This is a genomic window from Colwellia sp. TT2012, assembly GCF_001440345.1.
Taxonomy (GTDB): domain Bacteria; phylum Pseudomonadota; class Gammaproteobacteria; order Enterobacterales; family Alteromonadaceae; genus Colwellia.
The window spans coordinates 81909-101553 of sequence record NZ_LJYX01000011.1 but is presented as its reverse complement, the minus strand read 5'-3'; the positions used below and the strand labels follow the sequence as shown (position 1 = coordinate 101553).

The window sequence follows — 19645 nt, the reverse complement described above, 5'->3', positions numbered from 1 at the left end:
TTAAAGAATACGAGTAAAATTAGTTAGCTAGCGAAGAAAGCTCTGCTATTTTTTCCCTTACCTTGACACTTTTTTACAAATTTACCCATAGTTACGACATTTTATCGACAAAATAGTTACCGAAGATAACCGTGTTATTGGTTACATTAGCTTTCATAAAATCAGCAGCCCAACGACAACGAATGAATTTATATCAAGCAAGCTTTGCCACATCCGCAAAGCAGTTTCCCAATAATATCGCCCTTTATGTTGACGCTAGTGCCATAAAAAATAACAGTGTCAAAGGCAAAAAAGGACAGGTGAAAACCTTTACCTACCAAGCTTTATTTGCACTGAGTCAACAATGGGCGAACAGCATTCGTTATTTTAATGATGCGTCATACCCAGTGGCTATTTATGGTGGCCGACAATGGCAGATGTACGCCGGCATACTCGCCATTCTGGCCAGTAATAATGCCTATGTACCGCTTAATATCAAACAACCGGCCAAGCGAAATAGCAAGATATTGTCAGAAATAAATAGCCAGGTACTCTTGGTTGCTGCTAACGAAGACCCATCGGAGTTATTACAACACACTAAACAGCCATTAGTTGTCTTGTATTTAGGCACAAATAACAAACGCCATCAGTATATTAACATTGACGATGCGATTTCAATAAGCAGCTCTGACCTAAGAGCAAATACCACTGCAACAACTACAACGAACATAGCATCATTAACGGCATCCCCTTATGCATATATCTTATTTACTTCGGGTAGTACCAGCACACCAAAAGGCATTGCCGTTAGTCATAAAAACATTATCAGTCACCTGCACCGGCTCGATAAGCTTTTAAAGATAACGGCAAGCGATAAAGTCAGTCAGTTTTTTGAATTATCTTTTGATTTATCCGTACATGATATGTTCAGTTGCTGGCACAAAGGCGCGGCGCTCTATATTATTCCTAATGAACAGCTTATCTGCCCGATGGCATTTATTAAACAGCATCAATTATCTGTTTTTTCCGCCGTTGCTTCAGTGTTATCTTTTATGGATAAAATGCGCTTATTAAAACCTCAGCAATTACCTAGCTTGAGACTAAGCTGTTTTGGTGGTGAAAAACTACTCACCAGCCAAGCGTTAAAGTGGCAAAAATGTGCTCATAATAGTCGGGTAATCAATCTCTACGGTCCAACAGAGTGTACGATTACCGCCACTTATTTTGAATTAAGTGACCAGCAAGCAATCACCTCAGCATCAGTACCCATTGGTCAAGCCTTGCCTGGATTAACGGCCATACTGGTCAACGATAATAAAGAGATAACAACCAGCAATACCTTAGCTGAATTGTATCTAGCCGGTGATCAACTTGTTGACGGTTACTACCAAGACAGTAAGAAAACAGCGCAAGCTTTTATCACACTAGCAAGCCCGTTAGCTCAAAGCGCAACACGTTTCTACCGTACCGGCGATATTGTCTATTATGACCAACAACAAAATATCGTCTTTCATGGTCGTAACGATCAGCAATTTAAAGTATCAGGTCATCGGGTCGAAGCTGCCGAGATTGAAACTGCCATTGTTAGCTTTTCCAACGATATCACTTGGTGTGTTGTTGCTGCACACCTTGATCATAGCGGCAATACTAGGATCATCGCCTTTATTGAATACCAACAAAACTCCTCCACTTGTTCAGCTTCGAGTTCAAGTTCAAGTTCAACTTCAGTCTTAGACAATTACCAACACACTCTTGCCGCCCTAAGCAAGCATTGTTTACAGCATTTACCCACTTACATGGTGCCTGATGAGTTTGATTTTCAGCCATTATTACCCCGTAATATCAGTGGCAAAGTGGATATCAAAGCGCTACTTAGTGGTGATCATAATAAAATAACTACTCCTAAGGAGACCCTATAATGTTAATACAACAAAGTATCATTCAGTTCATTGAAGAAAAGACCCATTGCCCGTTAATAGACCTAACGGACAACTTACTTGGCACGATAAAATCATTCGATTTCATGATGCTCATGCTAGAGCTGGAACAGAAATTCAAGCTAACACTGCCCTTTGAGCAGGCACTTACCGCTAACTTAAGACAAATCGATGAGTTTATTTTTTGGGTTGAGCAGCACCATGAAAGTTGAACGCTCTAGCAAGTCTACAGACAAAGAGGTAGCAGGTTCGAAACGAACCTTAATAAAGCATAAAGCAATGAGTCTCAGCATAAGATTTTTGGTGAGTACTTTAATGAAGTTAACTAAAAATCGACGTAAGAAATTAATCAACAATATCGGCAAAATAATACTACGTTTTGCTACAAAAACCAGAAAACGTGCCATCAATAATATTGTCCGAGCCATGCCAGAACTCAGTATTAAAGAAGCAACTGACTTGGCCTTTGAAGCTTATGGTAATTGTGCCTATGGCGTGGCCGAGTCTTTTTGGTTATCACAAGTAGATCCTGATATTTTTTGTGATGAAGAAACCTTACAAATTTTGCAATCAGGAACAGGGGCTTGCATTGCCACCATGCATTTAGGCTGCTACGAAGCAGTGCCGCTTGCTGTGGCAAAATTTGCCAATAATTCAGTCACTTTAACTAACATCCCTAATTTTTTAGCCGATGAAATGGACTTTTATTCTGCCGTTAATATTACCGCCATCAATAAAAAATCTGCACATGCTTTTAGCCAGTTATTAATCCAAGCGGGCAATAATGCGTATATTTCTTTGCATTGCGATCTGTACGCCAACCAAACTGAAGTAACCTTTTTTGGACAAAAAACTAAAGCACCTGCTGGCGTAGTTTTACTGGCAAAAATGACTAAAAAACCGCTATTACTGGCCTATGCGGTTTATCAAGACGACGGCCAAGTACAAGTATTTTTTGAAACATTGCAACAACAAAGATCTGAAAAAAACCTAGCAGAGCAAGAAATTGAGCAAAACGTTGAACAAGTGATGGCACAAATTTACCAACGCTTTGAGCAAATAATTAGACAATATCCAAGCCAATGGTATTGGTCATATAACCGTTGGAAAAACTACGAATCATGATAAGCAAGGTAAATAGTCTGGAAAAATCATCAAACAATACGGTAAATTATATTTCAAGCAACACTGCAAATAAAAGCACCCGTTTATACCGCAGATTACTCGCTTATTACCTGATACATAAAAAGCTTATTTTCATTGCCTTGCTTGCTCTATGTTTATTTAGTTTGGTTGATGCTGGTATGATTTATTTGGTCAAGCCACTTATTGACCAAGGTTTAGGAAAAGCCGATAGCAACACCTTACAACTAGGCGCTTTATTAATCATCGGGATTTTTTTGCTACGTGGTAGTGCAAGTTTTATCTCAAACTATGCCATTGCCTACGTCAGTAGCAAGGTAACGTATCAAATACGGCAACAAGCTTTTGATAAGTTATTATTTTTACCTCGAACCTTTTTTGATAACAATAGCCGTGGCAGCCTTATTGCTAAACTCATCTATGATAGCGAGCAAGTATCTCAGACCTTTGCAACGGCTGTCGTTATTGTCATCCGAGAGTCTGTCATCATCTTAGTATTACTCACTATGATGTTTTACCACAGTTGGCAATTAACACTAATTTTCTTGGTGATAGCACCCATTATCGCGTTAATTATTAACAAGGTATCGAAGCGCTTTAAAATGATTAGCCGCGCATTACAAAAAAGTATGGGGCAAGTCAGTAAGGCAACAGAGCAAGCAATTTCAAATCAACAAGAAATAATATTACTCAATACTAGTGGTCAAATAAGCGCTCAGTTCGAGCAAATAAACAACCATAACCGTCAACAAAATATGAAGTTACAAGCAACAAGTGCCATAACTAATCCGGTCATTCAACTTATTGCCTCGTTTGCTATTGCTGCGGTACTACTCCTTGCCAGTAATGAGCAGGTGCTCAATCAATTAAGCCCCGGCAGTTTCACGCTGATTTTAATTGCCATGGGCTCATTGCTCAAACCACTTAAGCAACTAAGTAATATTAATCAACACTTACAAAAGGGTTTAACGGCAGCAAGCAGTTTGTTTAGTTTTCTAGATGAAAAAGAAGAGCCTGATACGGGTAGCAAGCATTTATTATCACAATGCTCAAAAATTACCTTTAACAATTTATCTTTCTCTTATCAAGGTAAGGCTCAACCCGCGTTAAAACATTTTTCAGTGAAGATAAAAGCCGGTAGCAGTGTTGCTTTTGTCGGTGAATCCGGCAGCGGTAAAAGCACCCTAGCCCGCTTATTATTACGTTTATATCAATCGCCGCCACAGTCCATTTTCATTAATGACATAGCCATTGAAAATTATAGCTTAGCGTCACTTAGAGCACAGTTTGCTTTTGTCTCACAAGATATTGTGTTAATAGATGACACCCTAGCAAACAATATCCGTTTTGGCTGTAATCGCCCCGTATCAAACGAAGAAGTTGAGCAAGCTGCACTTGATGCCAATGTCACCGTTTTTGCTAAAGAGCTAGCCTTAGGTTTAAATACGCCAATAGGAGAAAATGGTCGCAATTTATCGGGAGGGCAACGCCAACGAATAGCCATTGCTCGTGCCATTTTACGTGATGCCAGCATTATCATCTTAGATGAAGCGACTTCCGCCTTAGACAACCACAGTGAACAACATATACAGGAAGCGTTCACTCGGCTAAGCAAAAACAAAACCTTATTGATTATTGCCCATAAGTTATCAAGCATAAGAAATGCCGATGAAATTATCGTGCTCAACCAAGGCGAATTGGTCGAACAAGGCACTCATCTAGAGCTACTCGCCAAAGCAGGTTATTACCACGCACTGCACCAAAAAAGTGGTTAAGTGGTGGTAACAAGCTTGCTTGCTCGAGCAATATTGCTGCTTGGTTGCAAGTAAATTGTGCCAACAGTATTGACGGTTAGCATAAATTCATCTTGGCAACTACTAGCATCACTTAATAAAATCTAGATGTTGTTGATACGAATCACCGAGTAAAGGCACTTTATATTCACGCCCTTTAATCGCACAATATAGTCCTACGGCCCATGCTACTACGACAGCTATATTAAGTATCCAACCCACTAAAGGGATCAAAGAAAGTATGGCTCCAGTAATAATTAAACCTAAAGATTGCCGTAAATGAAAACTGGCTAGTGAAGATTGATGTTTATCATAGATAACCATAGCTACCACCCAACCTATTAGGGTGAAATAACTAATAACCGCAACGAGTATTGCCATTTTATGTCGCTCGGCCCAATTCATTTTCTTTTCAAAAACATTGTCATAATCACTTGGTATATGTGGCATAACAGACACTCCGTAACTAATGTTTAGGGAAAACCGCCTGAGTAACGAATGTAAGTAGCTAAATATGTTACTTAGGACTTAACCTTAATTTAGGAAAAATAATGTCATTCAACAAGATGGTTTTATGTGTTGTCAGTTAAAATAGCAGCTAATTATTTCAATTTTATGAATAAATCCTATAAATGTTTTTTATCGCTATTTTTTAATACTTGGATAAAGTGATGATATTGTTGCTGCATTGTTACTGCCTGCTTTTCTTGTTCACTTATTGATAACGTCTGGTAGCACAGTCGATTATAACTAGCACTGAGTCGAGTGAAAACAATAGCTAACTCTGGACATTGCTGCCTGATCTTTTTAGCAAAATCATTAACCGTCATGGCTAAAGGTTTTTCTATGCCTTGTTTTGCTAATCGGTCGATGGCTTTATGATAAATTATTTGCCACTGAGCAAAGGTTTGTTTTTTTACCTTAGGACGATTTAACCAGTGTAATAACAACATCAGCATTAGCATGCTGAGCACCAAGGTCACGGCTATAATTAACGCTAATTTCCACGGGACCATCTTGCCAAACCAGTGTTTCAATAAGTCATATTGTTGCTGGCTGGTAAAACCAATAACCCAGCGGGTCCATTGGTAGTCGAGGGCATCAAATTGTAAACGTAAAGTATTTAGCCAAGTAATATTCTTCATACGATATAAGCTAAAGAAGCTATTATTCAGCTCAGCTTGCTCTTGCAGTAACTGATTTGACCAACCAATATTTACCCGCTGCGGGTCTACCGCACCCGTTGGGTCAATACGCAACCATCCTTTACCTGCCACCCATATCTCAGACCAAGCATGAGCGTCATATTGATAAATACTTAAATGGCCTTTATTCACTATTTTTCCGGCACTATTTACCTCAGCAGTAACACCATTATATTCACCACCTAAATAGCCAGTAACCAGTCGTGCCGGTATTCCTGAAGCGCGCATAAGAAAAGTAAATGCGCTGGCATAATGTACACAAAAACCTGCTTGGCTATCAAAAAAGAATTGATCTAAGCTGTTATTTATCAATAAGGGCGGTTGTAAGGTATAAGAATAATTTTGTTGGTTAATTAGCGTTAATACCGCCTGTGCACGCGCCTGCACATCAACATAGTTATGTTGTAACTGTAACGCCAATTGCTCAAGCCTAGGGTTACTCCCCTGAGGGTAGCTCAAATTTATTTGTCTACTCTGGGGCGATAACTCAAGTGCTAATGGCGCGGTTAAATAGCTAGTTAACCGATAAGACTTAGCTTGGCTAATAATGGTTGAGCTCTGGATGGTGTAATCAGTTTGGGCAGTAATGCCACTGGTATTGCCGGTCACAACCGCCGGCGCTAAAGCAAACAAATATTTTTGGAAACTCGCTTCAACAAATACTTGATACGTTAAGGGTAAAACCTCAGTGTTACTGGCATCAAAAATTATGCTTCTAGCCGCAGTATTGTTTGTGGTAACTTTATTTTGTCTGCGCCACTGCCTGCCATCGTAATTTTCTAGCACTATGGCCCGCCAGTATAACTGTGCATAATCGGGTACTTTTTGTGTACCAAAATCAGCACGGAAAGCCAATTTAGTTGAGCGGGTTAAATTGGCAATATCACCTGGTTTAACGGTATCGGACAAACCCGTTTCAGCGGACTTAGCGAATGGTACTTGCCAAAAAGGTGACAGCCGAGGAAAAACTAAAAAGAGTACCATAGCCAAAAGAGCACTTTGCCCCAATAAGACCACCACCACCTTAAGATTAGTGGCAAAAGCCTTTTCCGAGGAAAAAAACTGTAACAATACCGTTAAATTAAGGATTAATAAGCTGAATATTATCAGGGAAAAAGCCAAGTCTTGCCTAAAAATAAGTGCCGAAGCTAAAATGAACAAACCCAATAATAACAGTTGATAAAAATCTCTACGTGTTCTTAATTCAAAACCTTTAAGTGCATAAGAAAAACAAAGTAAATGCACCATACTAAGCAGAATACCGACCTGCTTGGCGGTAAGCGCGATTGCAACGCAGCCCAATAGTGCAAATATGCCCAGCACCACGGGAGAGACATTAGTTGTTAGTTGTTTACTTAGGCCATGACTGTGGCGCTTATTCGCTAAGTTACTCTGAACTGTGCCAGGATGTTTCCCCCTGCTGGTGGTAGCCCTATCGCTATTTTGCTGTAATAAAAGTGCCTGCCATGCCAATGATAAAGCAATAATTGTCAACATCCAGGTGCTTAGTTCCATGGCAACGACGGCGATATTTAAACATTGGCACAACCAAAGTAGCCAGGTGTTTTGTCGGCTTAAGTAAAAGTTACTCCTGGTTTTACTGTTAACGTTCCCGCTCGTGCCTTTTGACAGCTGCTTCTTTTTCTTTTTGAATAACATCATCAATATAAAGCCAGTGCCGTCAAACAAGCTTGTTGGTGCTCAAAGCCAGAGTTAGGTGGGATGTTCATGGATTTATTTGCCATATCAGAGGATAGCGCTAAACCAAAGCTTTGCTTAGCTGCCGTCAATTCACCAATAAGAAAGCTTAAATAGGCCAATTGTATTTCTAGATCATTACTGGGCATGTCGCTAAGTTTTAACCATGTTAATTGCCCTTGGCTTGTTTGATAGTGTTTTGAGTAGTGCCCTTGCCCCTTTGCTAACTGCTTCCAAGCGGTTCTGGCTTTGGATTCACCGCGAACAAAGCTCTTTAATTCTAAAAAATCATCGCTGCCAACACTATTCATAGTTTGATAACTTTCTCTGTTTGGCTCATCTACTTGCCCTGATAATTGATATTGACCAGCAATTAAACTTTTAGCTTTAGGATAAATAATGGCATAGTGGCCAAAATCTAACATGGCTTTACTTTTAAATAGCCCTAAGGAATATTCGCTAAATACAGTGACTCGGCCTAATTTATATTGGCCTCGTTTAGAGGGTTTATAGGCTAGGATTAACTCTTGTGTCCCCTGTTTACATTGCCCCATGTTGACAATGGGGCTGTTTAAGCTGACATCACTAAAATGAGCATTGATATCATAATGCGTTTTTTTAGCCGTTATTTTAATGGCATAATATAAGGTGGCATCAGCATAACCTTGTTGTTTTGCCCTGCTATAAAAACGCAATTGTGAAAAGTTATAAAAACTATGCAGCATGACACTAATAAACAAACTCGCTAATAAATAGCTAAACAATAAAATGATATTATTTTGGTAGTTGGTGCCTAATAAAAACACCAAGACGACAAAACCTACGTAGGTAAGGCCAAAACGGGTTGGGTATATCATTATATTTCGGCTATTTAGTTGATGCTCCCGCCTACTTGGCAGGCGATGAGCGAGCCAACGCTCAAAGTTTTCATCAAGGAAACGTCTCAGCGGTTTAACCAATGAAAATGAAGTTATTGCCATAATGATACCCGTTAGCGATCTACTTAGTAACCAAGCGGATTAAGCACATCAACACTATTGAGTATTTGCCTAGCCACGCTGGTAGACTCCTGTTGACTTGGGTCTAGCTGTTGGTTAGCTTGCATTTCTAATCGATGCTGGCACACCACATAAAATACCGCTTGTACATCATCAGGTAAAATATAATCACGGTTATCAATAAAAGCCATCGCTTTAGCGGCTTGTAACAGTGCTTTTGATGCCCTTGGTGATAATGGCTTGCAGCTAATTTCAGCGGCAGTTTCTCCGCTATTATTTACCTGGCTAGTGTGACTACTATAAGCCCGTCTACTGACATGACTTAACGCAATAATATACTCAAGCACGTCATTTGAAACACTTATTTGACTGACGGCATCTTGCATGGCAATAAGCTCATCTTGACTAACTACTGCAGCCTGATTATCTGCGGTCTTCTGATTAGTCCGCTGAGAGCTAGTTAATAAAATCTGCTTTTCCGCTTTTATATCAGGGAAGCCGAGGGATAAACGCATCATAAACCGATCCAGTTGCGACTCAGGTAATGGATATGTACCGGCGTGAAATAAAGGATTTTGCGTAGCAATAACAAAAAATGGTCTTGGTAATTCATGGGTAATACCATCAATACTCACTTGCTGTTCAGCCATGGCTTCAAGCAGAGCACTTTGGGTTTTAGGACTCGCCCGATTAATTTCATCGGCCAAGACCACTTGATTAAAAATAGGGCCTTTGTGCAGCTCGAAACGATTAGTTGCCTGATCAAAAATGGAAAAACCGACTATATCAGCCGGTAATAAATCATTGGTAAATTGTGTGCGCTGATAAGTTAAACCCAAGGTGGTGGCGAGCACATGGGCCAGTGTCGTTTTACCCATACCCGGTAAATCTTCTATTAATAAATGTCCTTGAGCAAGTAAACAAGCAAGCGCTAAACGGCACTCTTTCGGTTTACCTAATACCACGGTTTCAATTTTATTTAGAATGGCAGTGATGGCTGCTTGACTGGCTTGTACTATATCTACAACTGGCGGCGTTTGCGGCATAAAAAAACGTCTAATTATAATGAGTTAATTAGACGTTTTATCATGAATTGACAATAAAGGGAATCACTAGCTGCAGTTAGTCGTTAATATAACGTCGATTAGCAACCGCTTCATTTAACTGACTTAATAACTGCTCGGTATCAGGCCAACCAATACAAGCATCGGTAATACTTTGTCCATAGACTTCAGCTTTACCGTTAACTAGGTTTTGATTACCTGCCACTAAATGGCTTTCAACCATAACACCGAAGATATTTTCATTGCCTTGGCTTATTTGCTGACTTACATCAGTAGAGACTAACATTTGATTTTCAAATTTTTTGTTTGAGTTAGCATGGCTAAAGTCAATCATCACCTTAGGGTTTAAATCACACGAAGATAACTGCTCGATGACCGATTTAACACTGTCCGCATCAAAGTTAGTGGTTTTTCCGCCACGTAAAATAATATGGCAATCACCATTACCTGTCGTTTCGACTATGGCCGCATGACCAAATTTTGTCACCGATAAAAAGTGATGAGATGCAGCGGCAGAGCCAATAGCATCGATAGCAATTTTAATGGTACCGTCAGTACCGTTTTTAAAGCCAACCGGACAAGAAAGCCCTGAGGCTAATTCACGATGTACTTGTGATTCGGTCGTACGCGCACCTATAGCTCCCCAACACATAAAGTCCGCTATATATTGTGGCGTGATCATATCTAAGAACTCACCCGCCGTTGGCAAACCAAGATCATTAAGATCCAACAGTAATTTCCGACCTAAACGTAAGCCATCATTTAATTGAAAGCTGTTATCCATATAAGGGTCATTGATCAAGCCTTTCCAACCGACCGTTGTCCGTGGTTTTTCAAAATAAACCCGCATCACTATTTCAAGACTACCTTTATACTTTTCACGTAACTTGACCAAACGCTGGCCATACTCAAGCGCAGCTTTAGGATCGTGAATAGAGCAAGGTCCAATAATCACCAGTAAGCGATCATCTTTACCGTTGAGAATATTGTGAATAGCAGTTCTGCCGGCAACAACGGATTTAGTGGCTTGCTCTGACGCAGGAAATCGCTCCAATAAAGCAATTGGAGGTAATAAGTCTTTAATTTTATTGATGCGTACATCGTCAGTTTGGTACATAGTTGGCTCTCTACTGCTATTTGTTGCTTATTCATGACTAATTCATTTAGCCTGAATGTTGACGATACTCAGTGGTGTTTATGTTACTTTTAGCTTTGCCATATCGTTAGTTATGGCTTTAGTAAAATAACGTCCCCTAAATACCTTATTATTAATTCCTAATTAGAATCCCAAAAACAATCTAGCAGTGTTGCTGGTTGAATACCATGAAAAATTGCTGTTACAGGCTAGTTATTAGAATAAATATTCTAATATTGAAAAATGACGACAAATTCCGTAAATATTAACTAACACCCCCGGTGAATTAACACGGTAAAGCGACATCATTATTTAAGTAAATCATGACCCTCGGGTAACTGTTTTGCGATCCAAAGTGCCAATTTATGCTTCATATTGGGTTGGTCTTCATTATCGATAGCTAAGGGTTGAATGAGCTTATCATTCACCAATAAGCGATAAAGACTTTCTATTTTATCTTTGGCAGAGTTTGTCGCGGCAAAACTATTGTAGCCACGGTTAACCGCGTAATTTTCACCAATGCTTAACGCTTTTTTTAGCAATTCAGCTTCATTTTTTAATTTTTTCATTGAATATCGACCTTGTAGCAATCTGATTGTTATTACCATGCGTTAAATGACGTCTAAATACAAGCTTAAGTACTGATATAAACACCGGCCTAATACGCCAAATGTGACCAATAAACAAGCAATTGCATATTTTAATAGTGTGCTAGCTATTGAGGTAACAATCTATTCTGTCCCCCTACGTTTTTAAAGCCTGTTTACCCGTCATCAATCCGATTAGCGGTTATACTAGTAAGCACAGGGGTTACGCTTTCTGGAGGTTATTATGTTTTTAAAAAACAGAAAAAATGGCGATATGGTCGATGTCGATACAATACGAGATTTAACCAATTTGTATCATGAAAAGGTTTTGGGATGTTATCAAGTGGGGGAAGAGGTACAAGACCCACAAGAATTTAAGAAATCAGAGCTGGTTTTTTTATCGGGTGAAGACTTACCTCGGTGCTGGACCGACCCAAATTACCGGGTTCATAAGAAGTAACCTTGGCCATAATATATCGTTAACAACAAGTTGCTAACGAGCACATCGACACTGACATTGCTAAGGGGGAGATAGCAATTACCTCCCCCATTTCTCACTCTATTAGACCATGGCGCTGGTAGATTTTCCTGCGACAAACTCCCAGGTAAAACTCGGCTGAACATCCGCTTGCTGACATTATTACTTTCATCTATTTAGCTTTTCTCTAAGGTTAATTCTATTTAGCAACTGTTCATTATTTGAGCTAAAATAAGTACAAGTGGTGATTAACTTGGGTGTGCAGTTATGTTGCGCTTATTATTATTTATTATACTTAGCAGCCCTTTGTTGCTCGGCGAGCTACTGGCAGCAGAACACCGCCCTGCTACTCAACAACATATCCCAGTGTTAACGATAAAAGGTGCTATTGGCCCTGCAGTGAGTGATTATATTGCCAAAGAAATCAGCAGAGCCAATCAACAAGCACAAGCATCGGCTATCATACTTATTATCGATACTCCCGGTGGTTTAAGCAGTAGTTTGCGCGATATAAATCAGCGCATACTTGATTCAGACATACCGCTATTGTGCTTAGTTTTTCCACAAGGTGCACGCGCCGCTAGTGCAGGCACCTATATACTTTATGCTTGTCACGTCGCGGCAATGTCTTCAGCGACCACATTGGGCGCAGCTACGCCAGTAAATATCGCGGGGGGTTTCTCCCCTAAGCAACAAGACAAAGAAGCAAGCCGACAAAAATCCGCCATGGAGATAAAAGTCCTCAATGATGCCATCGCCTACATTCGCTCTTTAGCACAATTAAGGGGGCGCAATGTCAAATGGGCTGAGCTGGCCGTTAGCGAAGGAGCCACTTTATCTGCGAAAGAAGCGTTGGAAAAAAATGTTATTGACTATTTAGTTGAGAGTCCTGAAAAATTATTACAAGTACTTGATGGTAAAACCATCATAGTTAAACAGCAAGAATACCCTCTACAGCTCGCGGGTGCGCAGTTGGTTTACCGCCAACCCGATTGGCGCAGTAAATTTATTGCCACCATTACCGATCCGAATATTGCTTATCTGTTAATGCTAATTGGTATCTATGGCTTATTACTGGAATTCTATAGCCCTGGTATTGGCATTGCTGGTGTTACCGGGGCTATTTCGTTGTTTATTGCTCTTTATGCCTTTCAGCTGTTACCGATTAACTACGCAGGTTTTGCGTTATTATTACTTGGTATCAGCTTACTCATTGTTGAGTCTATGATACCGAGTTTTGGCGTCTTTGGCATGGGTGGCTTAGTCGCCTTTATCTTAGGTTCTATTTTTCTAATAGATACCGATCAGCAACAGTTTCAGGTGTCCTTAACGCTCATTTTTTCCCTCGCCATTGCCAGCGGCTCATTTATTGTTTTTATTCTAGGCTATATATGGCGTATGCGTAGTAATCAAGTTGTTAGTGGCTTGGCCGCGCTTATTGGCGCACAAGGTACAGTACTTGAGGATTTCACCCCTGAAGGGGTTATTTTATTAAAAGGCGAGCATTGGGCGGCAATCAGCACAGAGCCACTTAAACAAGGGCAGTTAGTGACAGTGAATAGCTTTACTGGCTTAACTGTCAGCGTGACAAGATCATCAGAACCGCAGAAAAAATAGCCAGCAAGATAGAGGTAACAACAGAATGGAAATTTTAATTAATACCAGCATGCTGATGCCAATAGCAATCATAAGTTTATTGTTATTATTTGCGTTTAGTATGTTCCGTGTTTTAAGAGAATACGAACGTGGGGTAATATTTTTTTTAGGCCGCTTTGAAAAAGTAAAAGGGCCGGGCTTAATCATTGTTATCCCGATAATTCAACAAATGGTACGGGTAGATTTACGTACTGTGGTTATGGATGTGCCCAGTCAAGATGTTATCAGTCGCGATAATGTTTCGGTGCGGGTTAATGCGGTCATTTATTTTCGCGTTATCGACCCACAAAAGGCCATCATTAATGTCGAGAATTTCTTGCAAGCAACGTCACAATTAGCACAAACAACGTTGCGCTCAGTGCTGGGTCAACATGAGTTAGATGAGATGCTTGCCAACCGAGATATGCTTAATACCGATATACAAGCGATATTGGATGCACGTACCGACGGTTGGGGCATTAAAGTATCAAATGTCGAAATAAAACATGTTGACTTAAATGAAACCATGATCAGGGCTATTGCTCGGCAAGCCGAAGCAGAACGAACTAGGCGAGCCAAGGTCATTCATGCCTCGGGAGAAATGGAAGCTTCCACTAAATTAGTCGAGGCTGCTAATAATTTAGCCAAGGAGCCCAATGCTATTTTATTACGTTACTTGCAAACGTTGACCGAGATTGCTGGCGAAAAAAATTCGACCATTTTATTTCCCATGCCGATGGAGTTAATGAAGGGTATATTTAATCAAGGTGATAAGCCAGAGCTCAAAAACGATCAACACAGCAAAAAACCGAATAATTAAGCATAACGAATATTTTTAATGGCTCTGTTGTCGTTTATTGGCTTATGACTATCTTCGTGCCCAATAAGTAACCTCTTGCTCAGACAAAAACTGCTCTGCGCCCTCTCCTTGCAGCAAGGCTAGGGTAGCTAACATGCCCGCTTGAATACATTGCGGTGCTAACGTGGTAATTGATCTTGGCGCCTGCTCGATGGGCCAACCTGTTAACGCGTTAAGCACATGGCTATATCGCTGGCCATCTTTAACGAGAAAGCGCTTACTATCACCGCTTGTTGCTAAGGCGCCGTGAGTTAAGGCCACTATTATTTCTTTGTTATTATCACTGTTTGGCTTAGTGTGCTCCGTTGACTCGATGGCAACTTGCCAGGGTAAATCGTTTAATCTGGGACCCGTGACCGCCAAATCGCCTCCGAGGTTCACCAGAACCGGCAGAGCGGTTATTTGCTTGCTTAATAAAATACCGCGGTCCACCGCATATTCTTTACCAATACCACCAAAATCAAGAGCCATACCTTGGGGCAAGGTAATGCTATTTTTCTGATAGCTAACTTTATGCCAGCCAACTAAAGGTAAAACAGCGGCAACTTGCTTTTTTGTGGCGATTTTATCACTGCCATCAAAGTGCCACACTTGATTTAGAATACCGGCGCTAATATCAAACAAACCATCACTGAGCTGATAACACTGCTCAGCAAAATTTAATAATAGGTAGCATTCTTCATCGATGGCAATGCTCTGTCCGGCACTGTTATTAATTTGGTAACAAACACTGTGTTTATTATAACGACTAAATTTATCTTCAATACGCCAAACCTCATCACTGACCGCGCTGGCGACGCGTTTAGCCAAGCGATGATCCTTTGTTTGGATCAGTACTTCACAAGGGCTGGCCATTGCGTAAAAAGATATCACATAGCCTTGCTCTTGAGCTTTGACCGCCAGGGTGCGCTGGCTGTTGTAACGTACTTTATTAATAGCTTTGTTCTTTAAGGTTATTATCAGGATAAAATTTAATATTCACTGTCATATCAACTGCCATAGTAACTTCAATAGTACTTTCCATGTTAGCAATTATAAGAACGAATAACTTAACTGGAATATAACGGCTTGCACCACGGGATAGACAGTTAAGTTAGCCAGCTCGCTAGGTTGGTCAAAACCAGCATTGCTTGGCATTTGTCGATAATATTCTAACCTTACGGAAAAATTGTTACCGTTATTGAGACTGAAACCATATTTCAGCCCAAGCGTTACCGCGGTCATTTCCCCTATGCGGTAATCGGCGCTGATAAAGTTTTCTTCTGATGAGCAATTACTTGTTTGCTCCACAAAAGTATAGGGGCGATAAAATTCAGCGGCACTTTGTTGATAATAGCGAATATGTGGCTGTAGATAGCTTTCTTTACCAAAGCGACTAGCAAGAGGCATATGCAAAGTGCTATCTAGGGTGTGCGATTTAATTTGCCAGTCATCCCACATATAACGATAAGAAACATCCAGCACACTATTCAACAGGCTTTGGTCAAAATGGTATTTAGTTTGCGCAAAGATACTTTGCTTTTTGCGCTCATCCGGCCGGTGTTCATAAATATAATCTTGGGCCGTGCCCGCTTGGTTCAACACACTGACAATTTTAAAGGGATCGGTTAAATAACCCCGCACCATAGAATAGGAGTAATTAAACTGGGTGATCATCCGGCGATTAATAACTTGGGTAAAACCCACTAAGACATCAGTGGTGATCTTATTATCGCCACTGGCTATTCGCGTTGCCGCAAAATCTTCATGCCAACTAGGTGCATTGCTATCACCAATAAGCATAGCGGCATAAGGTTTAGGTATGCCACCAATAGGGGTAAATCTATCTTGAAAATGACTCAAACCTAATGAAATTGTTGAGTTTTTCTTATAAAAATCCAGCGCTAAATTACCATTAATACCCAGGGATAAATAATCAAACTCTTTCGATAAATGGCCACCAATACTGGCGGTATAGTTTTCAGCTAGCGGTTGTGTCCACTGGGCGTTTAACTGCACTCGAGTATCTTTGAAGGTGTCATCAAGGGGGTTATCACCTGCGGGAGTAACATATTGGCCCTCACCTGAGGGGCGGGTAAAGGTTTGCGCCTGAGCTTGCACCACAGCGCCATTAGCAGAAGCGCCGGTTAAGGAATCGATAGTCAGCTTTACATTTAATACTTCATCATTGGCAAAGGTTTTGTTGCCGCTGACAATGATCTCAGCCGCGGTTACCCGCTCGGCTTCGGAATAATATAAAAAGGCGCTATCAAATTGCCAATCTTTTAACACTTCAGCTTTTGCCTCATGCACTATAGCGCCAGTACCTAATAAAGCGCCCGCCGCCATAGATAAAGCGGTTTTGAGATTGGTTTTTTTATACTGGTTATGTTGTTTAGTGTTTTTATTGTCTGGATAACTCATCGATTATTATACTTAGTGCTTATTGTCTAAAATTAATTGCAGCCACAGCCGCCACCGCCAAAACTCTTGCCTCCGCTAGAGGCTTCTTTGGAAAAATAAATATGATCGTCCAAAGCAGCATCAATAGAGCTGGATGTTAGCGCCATTGATTTTTTCGCCAATAAATCCCTCTGCCACGGCTCTACTCCCAAACTACTGCAAGCACTAAGGTTACTAAGAACAACAACGAACAAAACAAGCTTAAATTTAGCGGTTAATTTATGCTGGTGTAATTGCAGTGATTTTTTAACGGTGGATTGTATCGCTTTCATTATTGCCTTTAATTGTCTTGATATTAACCTTGTTCGACAGAGTGACTGATGATGGCTTAATCAAGGTTAAATCCAATTTCCATAGGGGTTATTTTACCTTAAAACAAAACACTATGGCGATATTTAATCTCGCCATCGGCTTTTATTAAGCTAGTTTTACTCGGCTTAATGGGAAAACACTTAACTATGTGGCCCTGCCTCAGCGTGCTTGTCTTATTCACTTAGAGCAGTAAATTAACGTTTCCTTAGAGTAAACTTGCGTATATAATGCGCCGCCATGGTGTTAATTAATGATAAAAAAATGACCTTCAATAAGCCCTATGCCTTATTGTGTTTTTTATTATGCTTTTGCTTTTTAAGTACAAGCTTAGCTCAGCCCTGCTTAGCAGAAACTAACGTAAGCAACGGCTATTATGGCCAACTTGAGTTAGAAGATAATCATGAGCCTAGTGCGCTTTTATGCAGTCACCTTACTATAAAAAGGTTTGACAAACCTAGCCTACTCATTGTTCATCCCCCCTTAGAAAGCCTAAACCTGCAAAGATTACCTTGCTGTAATCGTGACCCACCGGCCTCTTAAACGTTACAAAAACAGCACTCAATACTATCAGCCAAGCGATAAATAAACCGCGATAAAGCATAGTATTTTCTCTTTTTTGGAGACTTCTTGTCACTATTTTTTAATGGTGATAACAGATTCTTATTGTCCTAGCAGCCCATTATTATGATTAATACCGTTATTCTCACCCTAGTGGTGATCAGTTTTTTGATGATTATTTTTGAAGACTTAATTCACATCAACAAGGCCAAAACAACCCTCTTTTTTGGCACCCTTTGTTGGATACTCGCATTTATCTTTCCAATAAACCAAAGCCTTACCAGTGAAACAACTCAGCAACTGAATGAAAATTTACTTGAAATTGCCACCCTGTGGTTATTTCTGATGTCGGCAATGACCTTTGTTGCTTATTTAAATAGCAAAGGTTTTATCTCCGCGCTAGTGCAACGGATATTGCCGGAAACCATCTCTGAACGTGGTTTGATGTTTGTCATTGCCATTTTTGCTTTTGTCTTCTCTTCTTTCGCCGATAATGTCACCGCAACACTGGTGTCTATTACTGTGGTGGTAAATTTACAATTAGAAGTAAAAAAACGCTTAAAATATGCCACCCTAATAATATTTGCCGTTAACAGTGGTGGTGTTTCGCTGATCACCGGTGATGTCACTACCTTAATGATATTCATGGAAAACAAAGTCACCATTGCTAACTTGCTTATTTTAATTCTACCGGCATTTTTGGGGGTATTAACCTTAGCGACTTTATTATCATTCAAACTCACCGGCGAGGTTAAATTAGCGCAAACACGTATTAAGATTGATAAAGGGGATATCATTATCGCCCTAATTTTTGTTTTAACTATTTCAGGTACTTTACTTGCCAATGTCTTGTTTCATATTCCACCCGTATTGAGTTTTTTGTTTGGTTTATCTGTGATGTTTTTAGTGGCTAATATGCTACCCAATAAAAATAATAAAGATGCTTTAAACTATATACGCGAAGTAGAATATGATGCCCTACTGTTCTTTTTAGGGGTATTATTACTGGTCGGGATTTTAAAAGAAATTGGCGTACTACAGGGCTTTACTGAACTCTATCAGTACTTACCCGCCATAACAGTTAACTATTTAGTTGGCTTTATGTCCTCTGCAATTGACAACGTGCCCTTAACCGCCGCGTTATTAAAATCTGGCGTTGATATGAAAGTCACCGAGTGGCTAATGCTCACCTATGCCACGGGTGTCGGTGGCTCTATTCTCGTTATAGGCTCAGCCGCAGGTATTATTGCCATGAGCAAAATTAACGAATTGAACTTCATCAGTTACTTGCAAAATATTTTCGCTTTGATTATCGCCTATACCGTGGGGTATATCTGTGTATATTTCGCGGCTAATTGGCTAATTGGCTAAAAAATAGCAGCCACTCACTGTATCCCCCCTACTCAAGGTAACGAGCAGTGAACGTTATGCATATCTTGCTATAACGTTCACTGTGCCCCCTTAGAATTATTGACATTAACCTCATTTATACCCGTTGTTTTTATTCAAATCTGCCGCGCGATAATAACACGCCTGTGACTGCGCAAAATAAATGAGACTGGTCTCATTTTAAAGTAGCGTAAACAAAGGGGGAAACTGATGATTAAGATTTAGTGTTTAAATAAAATACAATCACAAACCATGAGACTGAGTCAATAAAAATGAGATTCATAAATCATTATTCATTACTATCGGCTATATTTCTAACCTCCACTTAAAAGACCATAAGAGAAATTTAACCAAATTCTAAGGACAGCAGTTACCACAAAGAAGACATTAGCAATTACAGCTAATTGGAAAGGTTGGATTAGATTTTGTAATC

Annotated in this window: 17 protein-coding genes; 8 read left to right on the top strand and 9 right to left on the bottom strand. The window is 40.1% G+C overall.

All coding sequences use genetic code 11. From position 1 onward, the window contains the following. Positions 1-182: 182 nt before the first annotated feature. The 4 genes from ASU03_RS07490 to msbA all read left to right on the top strand — a co-directional run bounded on the left by ASU03_RS07490 (position 183) and on the right by msbA (position 4834). Positions 183-1898 (top strand): AMP-binding protein, encoded by a 1716-nt coding sequence (locus tag ASU03_RS07490; protein ID WP_157465848.1) that lies wholly within the window; start codon positions 183-185, stop codon positions 1896-1898. Next, positions 1898-2128 carry a hypothetical protein gene (locus tag ASU03_RS07485; RefSeq protein ID WP_057180887.1) on the top strand — a complete coding sequence of 77 codons (231 nt, stop codon included), beginning with the start codon at positions 1898-1900 and terminating at the stop codon, positions 2126-2128. Before ASU03_RS07490 ends, ASU03_RS07485 begins: the two co-directional genes overlap by 1 nt. Before the next feature lie 103 nt (positions 2129-2231). Then, the gene (locus ASU03_RS07480; RefSeq protein WP_197411218.1) at positions 2232-3041 is read left to right on the top strand and encodes a lysophospholipid acyltransferase family protein; all 810 of its coding nucleotides are present in this window, start codon (positions 2232-2234) and stop codon (positions 3039-3041) included. Then, positions 3038-4834, top strand: a complete 1797-nt coding sequence (msbA, locus tag ASU03_RS07475) for a lipid A export permease/ATP-binding protein MsbA (RefSeq protein ID WP_057831239.1) — start codon at positions 3038-3040, stop codon at positions 4832-4834. Before ASU03_RS07480 ends, msbA begins: the two co-directional genes overlap by 4 nt. 108 nt (positions 4835-4942) lie before the next feature. Here msbA and ASU03_RS07470 read toward each other — a convergent pair whose 3' ends face one another. The 6 genes from ASU03_RS07470 to ASU03_RS07445 form a co-directional block, all read right to left on the bottom strand. Further along, positions 4943-5302 carry a DUF4870 domain-containing protein gene (locus tag ASU03_RS07470; RefSeq protein WP_057831238.1) on the bottom strand — a complete coding sequence of 120 codons (360 nt, stop codon included), beginning with the start codon at positions 5300-5302 and terminating at the stop codon, positions 4943-4945. Positions 5303-5478: 176 nt separating this feature from the next. Beyond that, positions 5479-7554 carry a transglutaminase TgpA family protein gene (locus ASU03_RS07465; RefSeq protein ID WP_231731523.1) on the bottom strand — a complete coding sequence of 692 codons (2076 nt, stop codon included), beginning with the start codon at positions 7552-7554 and terminating at the stop codon, positions 5479-5481. Positions 7555-7718: 164 nt separating this feature from the next. Further along, positions 7719-8735: a hypothetical protein gene (locus ASU03_RS07460; RefSeq protein WP_231731522.1), complete on the bottom strand. Its 1017-nt coding sequence runs from the start codon at positions 8733-8735 to the stop codon at positions 7719-7721. A gap of 23 nt (positions 8736-8758) precedes the next feature. Then, positions 8759-9799 carry an AAA family ATPase gene (locus tag ASU03_RS07455; protein ID WP_057831236.1) on the bottom strand — a complete coding sequence of 347 codons (1041 nt, stop codon included), beginning with the start codon at positions 9797-9799 and terminating at the stop codon, positions 8759-8761. Between the two features lie 76 nt (positions 9800-9875). After that, the gene (gene aroG, locus ASU03_RS07450; protein WP_057831235.1) at positions 9876-10934 is read right to left on the bottom strand and encodes a 3-deoxy-7-phosphoheptulonate synthase AroG; all 1059 of its coding nucleotides are present in this window, start codon (positions 10932-10934) and stop codon (positions 9876-9878) included. Positions 10935-11260: 326 nt separating this feature from the next. Next, positions 11261-11521, bottom strand: a complete 261-nt coding sequence (locus ASU03_RS07445; RefSeq protein WP_057831234.1) for a DUF5062 family protein — start codon at positions 11519-11521, stop codon at positions 11261-11263. Between the two features lie 262 nt (positions 11522-11783). On the opposite strand from ASU03_RS07445, the gene ASU03_RS07440 reads away from it, so the two are divergent. The 3 genes from ASU03_RS07440 to ASU03_RS07430 all read left to right on the top strand — a co-directional run bounded on the left by ASU03_RS07440 (position 11784) and on the right by ASU03_RS07430 (position 14472). Beyond that, positions 11784-11999, top strand: coding sequence for a hypothetical protein (locus tag ASU03_RS07440; protein WP_057831233.1), 216 nt, complete (start codon positions 11784-11786; stop codon positions 11997-11999). Positions 12000-12284: 285 nt separating this feature from the next. Beyond that, entirely contained in the window at positions 12285-13634 is a 1350-nt protein-coding gene (locus ASU03_RS07435; protein ID WP_057180878.1) for an NfeD family protein, read from the top strand. Between the two features lie 49 nt (positions 13635-13683). Then, the gene (locus ASU03_RS07430; protein WP_442855132.1) at positions 13684-14472 is read left to right on the top strand and encodes a slipin family protein; all 789 of its coding nucleotides are present in this window, start codon (positions 13684-13686) and stop codon (positions 14470-14472) included. 48 nt (positions 14473-14520) lie between these two features. Here the strand turns inward: ASU03_RS07430 and ASU03_RS07425 are convergent, their stop codons facing one another. The 3 genes from ASU03_RS07425 to ASU03_RS07415 form a co-directional block, all read right to left on the bottom strand. Then, positions 14521-15384, bottom strand: coding sequence for an FAD:protein FMN transferase (locus tag ASU03_RS07425; protein WP_231731521.1), 864 nt, complete (start codon positions 15382-15384; stop codon positions 14521-14523). Between the two features lie 159 nt (positions 15385-15543). Beyond that, positions 15544-16914, bottom strand: a complete 1371-nt coding sequence (locus tag ASU03_RS07420) for a DUF3570 domain-containing protein (RefSeq protein ID WP_057831230.1) — start codon at positions 16912-16914, stop codon at positions 15544-15546. Positions 16915-16946: 32 nt separating this feature from the next. Continuing rightward, complete coding sequence (locus ASU03_RS07415) at positions 16947-17225, bottom strand: DUF4266 domain-containing protein (protein WP_082627196.1); 279 nt, start codon at positions 17223-17225, stop codon at positions 16947-16949. A 724-nt stretch (positions 17226-17949) separates the two neighbouring features. Here ASU03_RS07415 and nhaD point away from each other — a divergent pair. Further along, a complete protein-coding gene (gene nhaD / locus ASU03_RS07405) occupies positions 17950-19194 on the top strand; it encodes a sodium:proton antiporter NhaD (RefSeq protein ID WP_197411217.1) in 1245 nt (414 codons plus the stop codon). Positions 19195-19645: the final 451 nt, after the last annotated feature.

Bases quoted from the DNA above. Each gene is read 5' to 3' on its own strand.
- ASU03_RS07490 (WP_157465848.1), top strand. From the start codon at position 183: ATGAATTTATATCAAGCAAGCTTTGCCACATCCGCAAAGCAGTTTCCC.
- ASU03_RS07485 (WP_057180887.1), top strand. From the start codon at position 1,898: ATGTTAATACAACAAAGTATCATTCAGTTCATTGAAGAAAAGACCCAT.
- ASU03_RS07480 (WP_197411218.1), top strand. From the start codon at position 2,232: ATGAAGTTAACTAAAAATCGACGTAAGAAATTAATCAACAATATCGGC.
- msbA (WP_057831239.1), top strand. From the start codon at position 3,038: ATGATAAGCAAGGTAAATAGTCTGGAAAAATCATCAAACAATACGGTA.
- ASU03_RS07470 (WP_057831238.1), bottom strand. From the start codon at position 5,302: ATGCCACATATACCAAGTGATTATGACAATGTTTTTGAAAAGAAAATG.
- ASU03_RS07465 (WP_231731523.1), bottom strand. From the start codon at position 7,554: ATGTTGACAATTATTGCTTTATCATTGGCATGGCAGGCACTTTTATTA.
- ASU03_RS07460 (WP_231731522.1), bottom strand. From the start codon at position 8,735: ATGGCAATAACTTCATTTTCATTGGTTAAACCGCTGAGACGTTTCCTT.
- ASU03_RS07455 (WP_057831236.1), bottom strand. From the start codon at position 9,799: ATGCCGCAAACGCCGCCAGTTGTAGATATAGTACAAGCCAGTCAAGCA.
- aroG (WP_057831235.1), bottom strand. From the start codon at position 10,934: ATGTACCAAACTGACGATGTACGCATCAATAAAATTAAAGACTTATTA.
- ASU03_RS07445 (WP_057831234.1), bottom strand. From the start codon at position 11,521: ATGAAAAAATTAAAAAATGAAGCTGAATTGCTAAAAAAAGCGTTAAGC.
- ASU03_RS07440 (WP_057831233.1), top strand. From the start codon at position 11,784: ATGTTTTTAAAAAACAGAAAAAATGGCGATATGGTCGATGTCGATACA.
- ASU03_RS07435 (WP_057180878.1), top strand. From the start codon at position 12,285: ATGTTGCGCTTATTATTATTTATTATACTTAGCAGCCCTTTGTTGCTC.
- ASU03_RS07430 (WP_442855132.1), top strand. From the start codon at position 13,684: ATGCTGATGCCAATAGCAATCATAAGTTTATTGTTATTATTTGCGTTT.
- ASU03_RS07420 (WP_057831230.1), bottom strand. From the start codon at position 16,914: ATGAGTTATCCAGACAATAAAAACACTAAACAACATAACCAGTATAAA.
- ASU03_RS07415 (WP_082627196.1), bottom strand. From the start codon at position 17,225: ATGAAAGCGATACAATCCACCGTTAAAAAATCACTGCAATTACACCAG.
- nhaD (WP_197411217.1), top strand. From the start codon at position 17,950: ATGATTAATACCGTTATTCTCACCCTAGTGGTGATCAGTTTTTTGATG.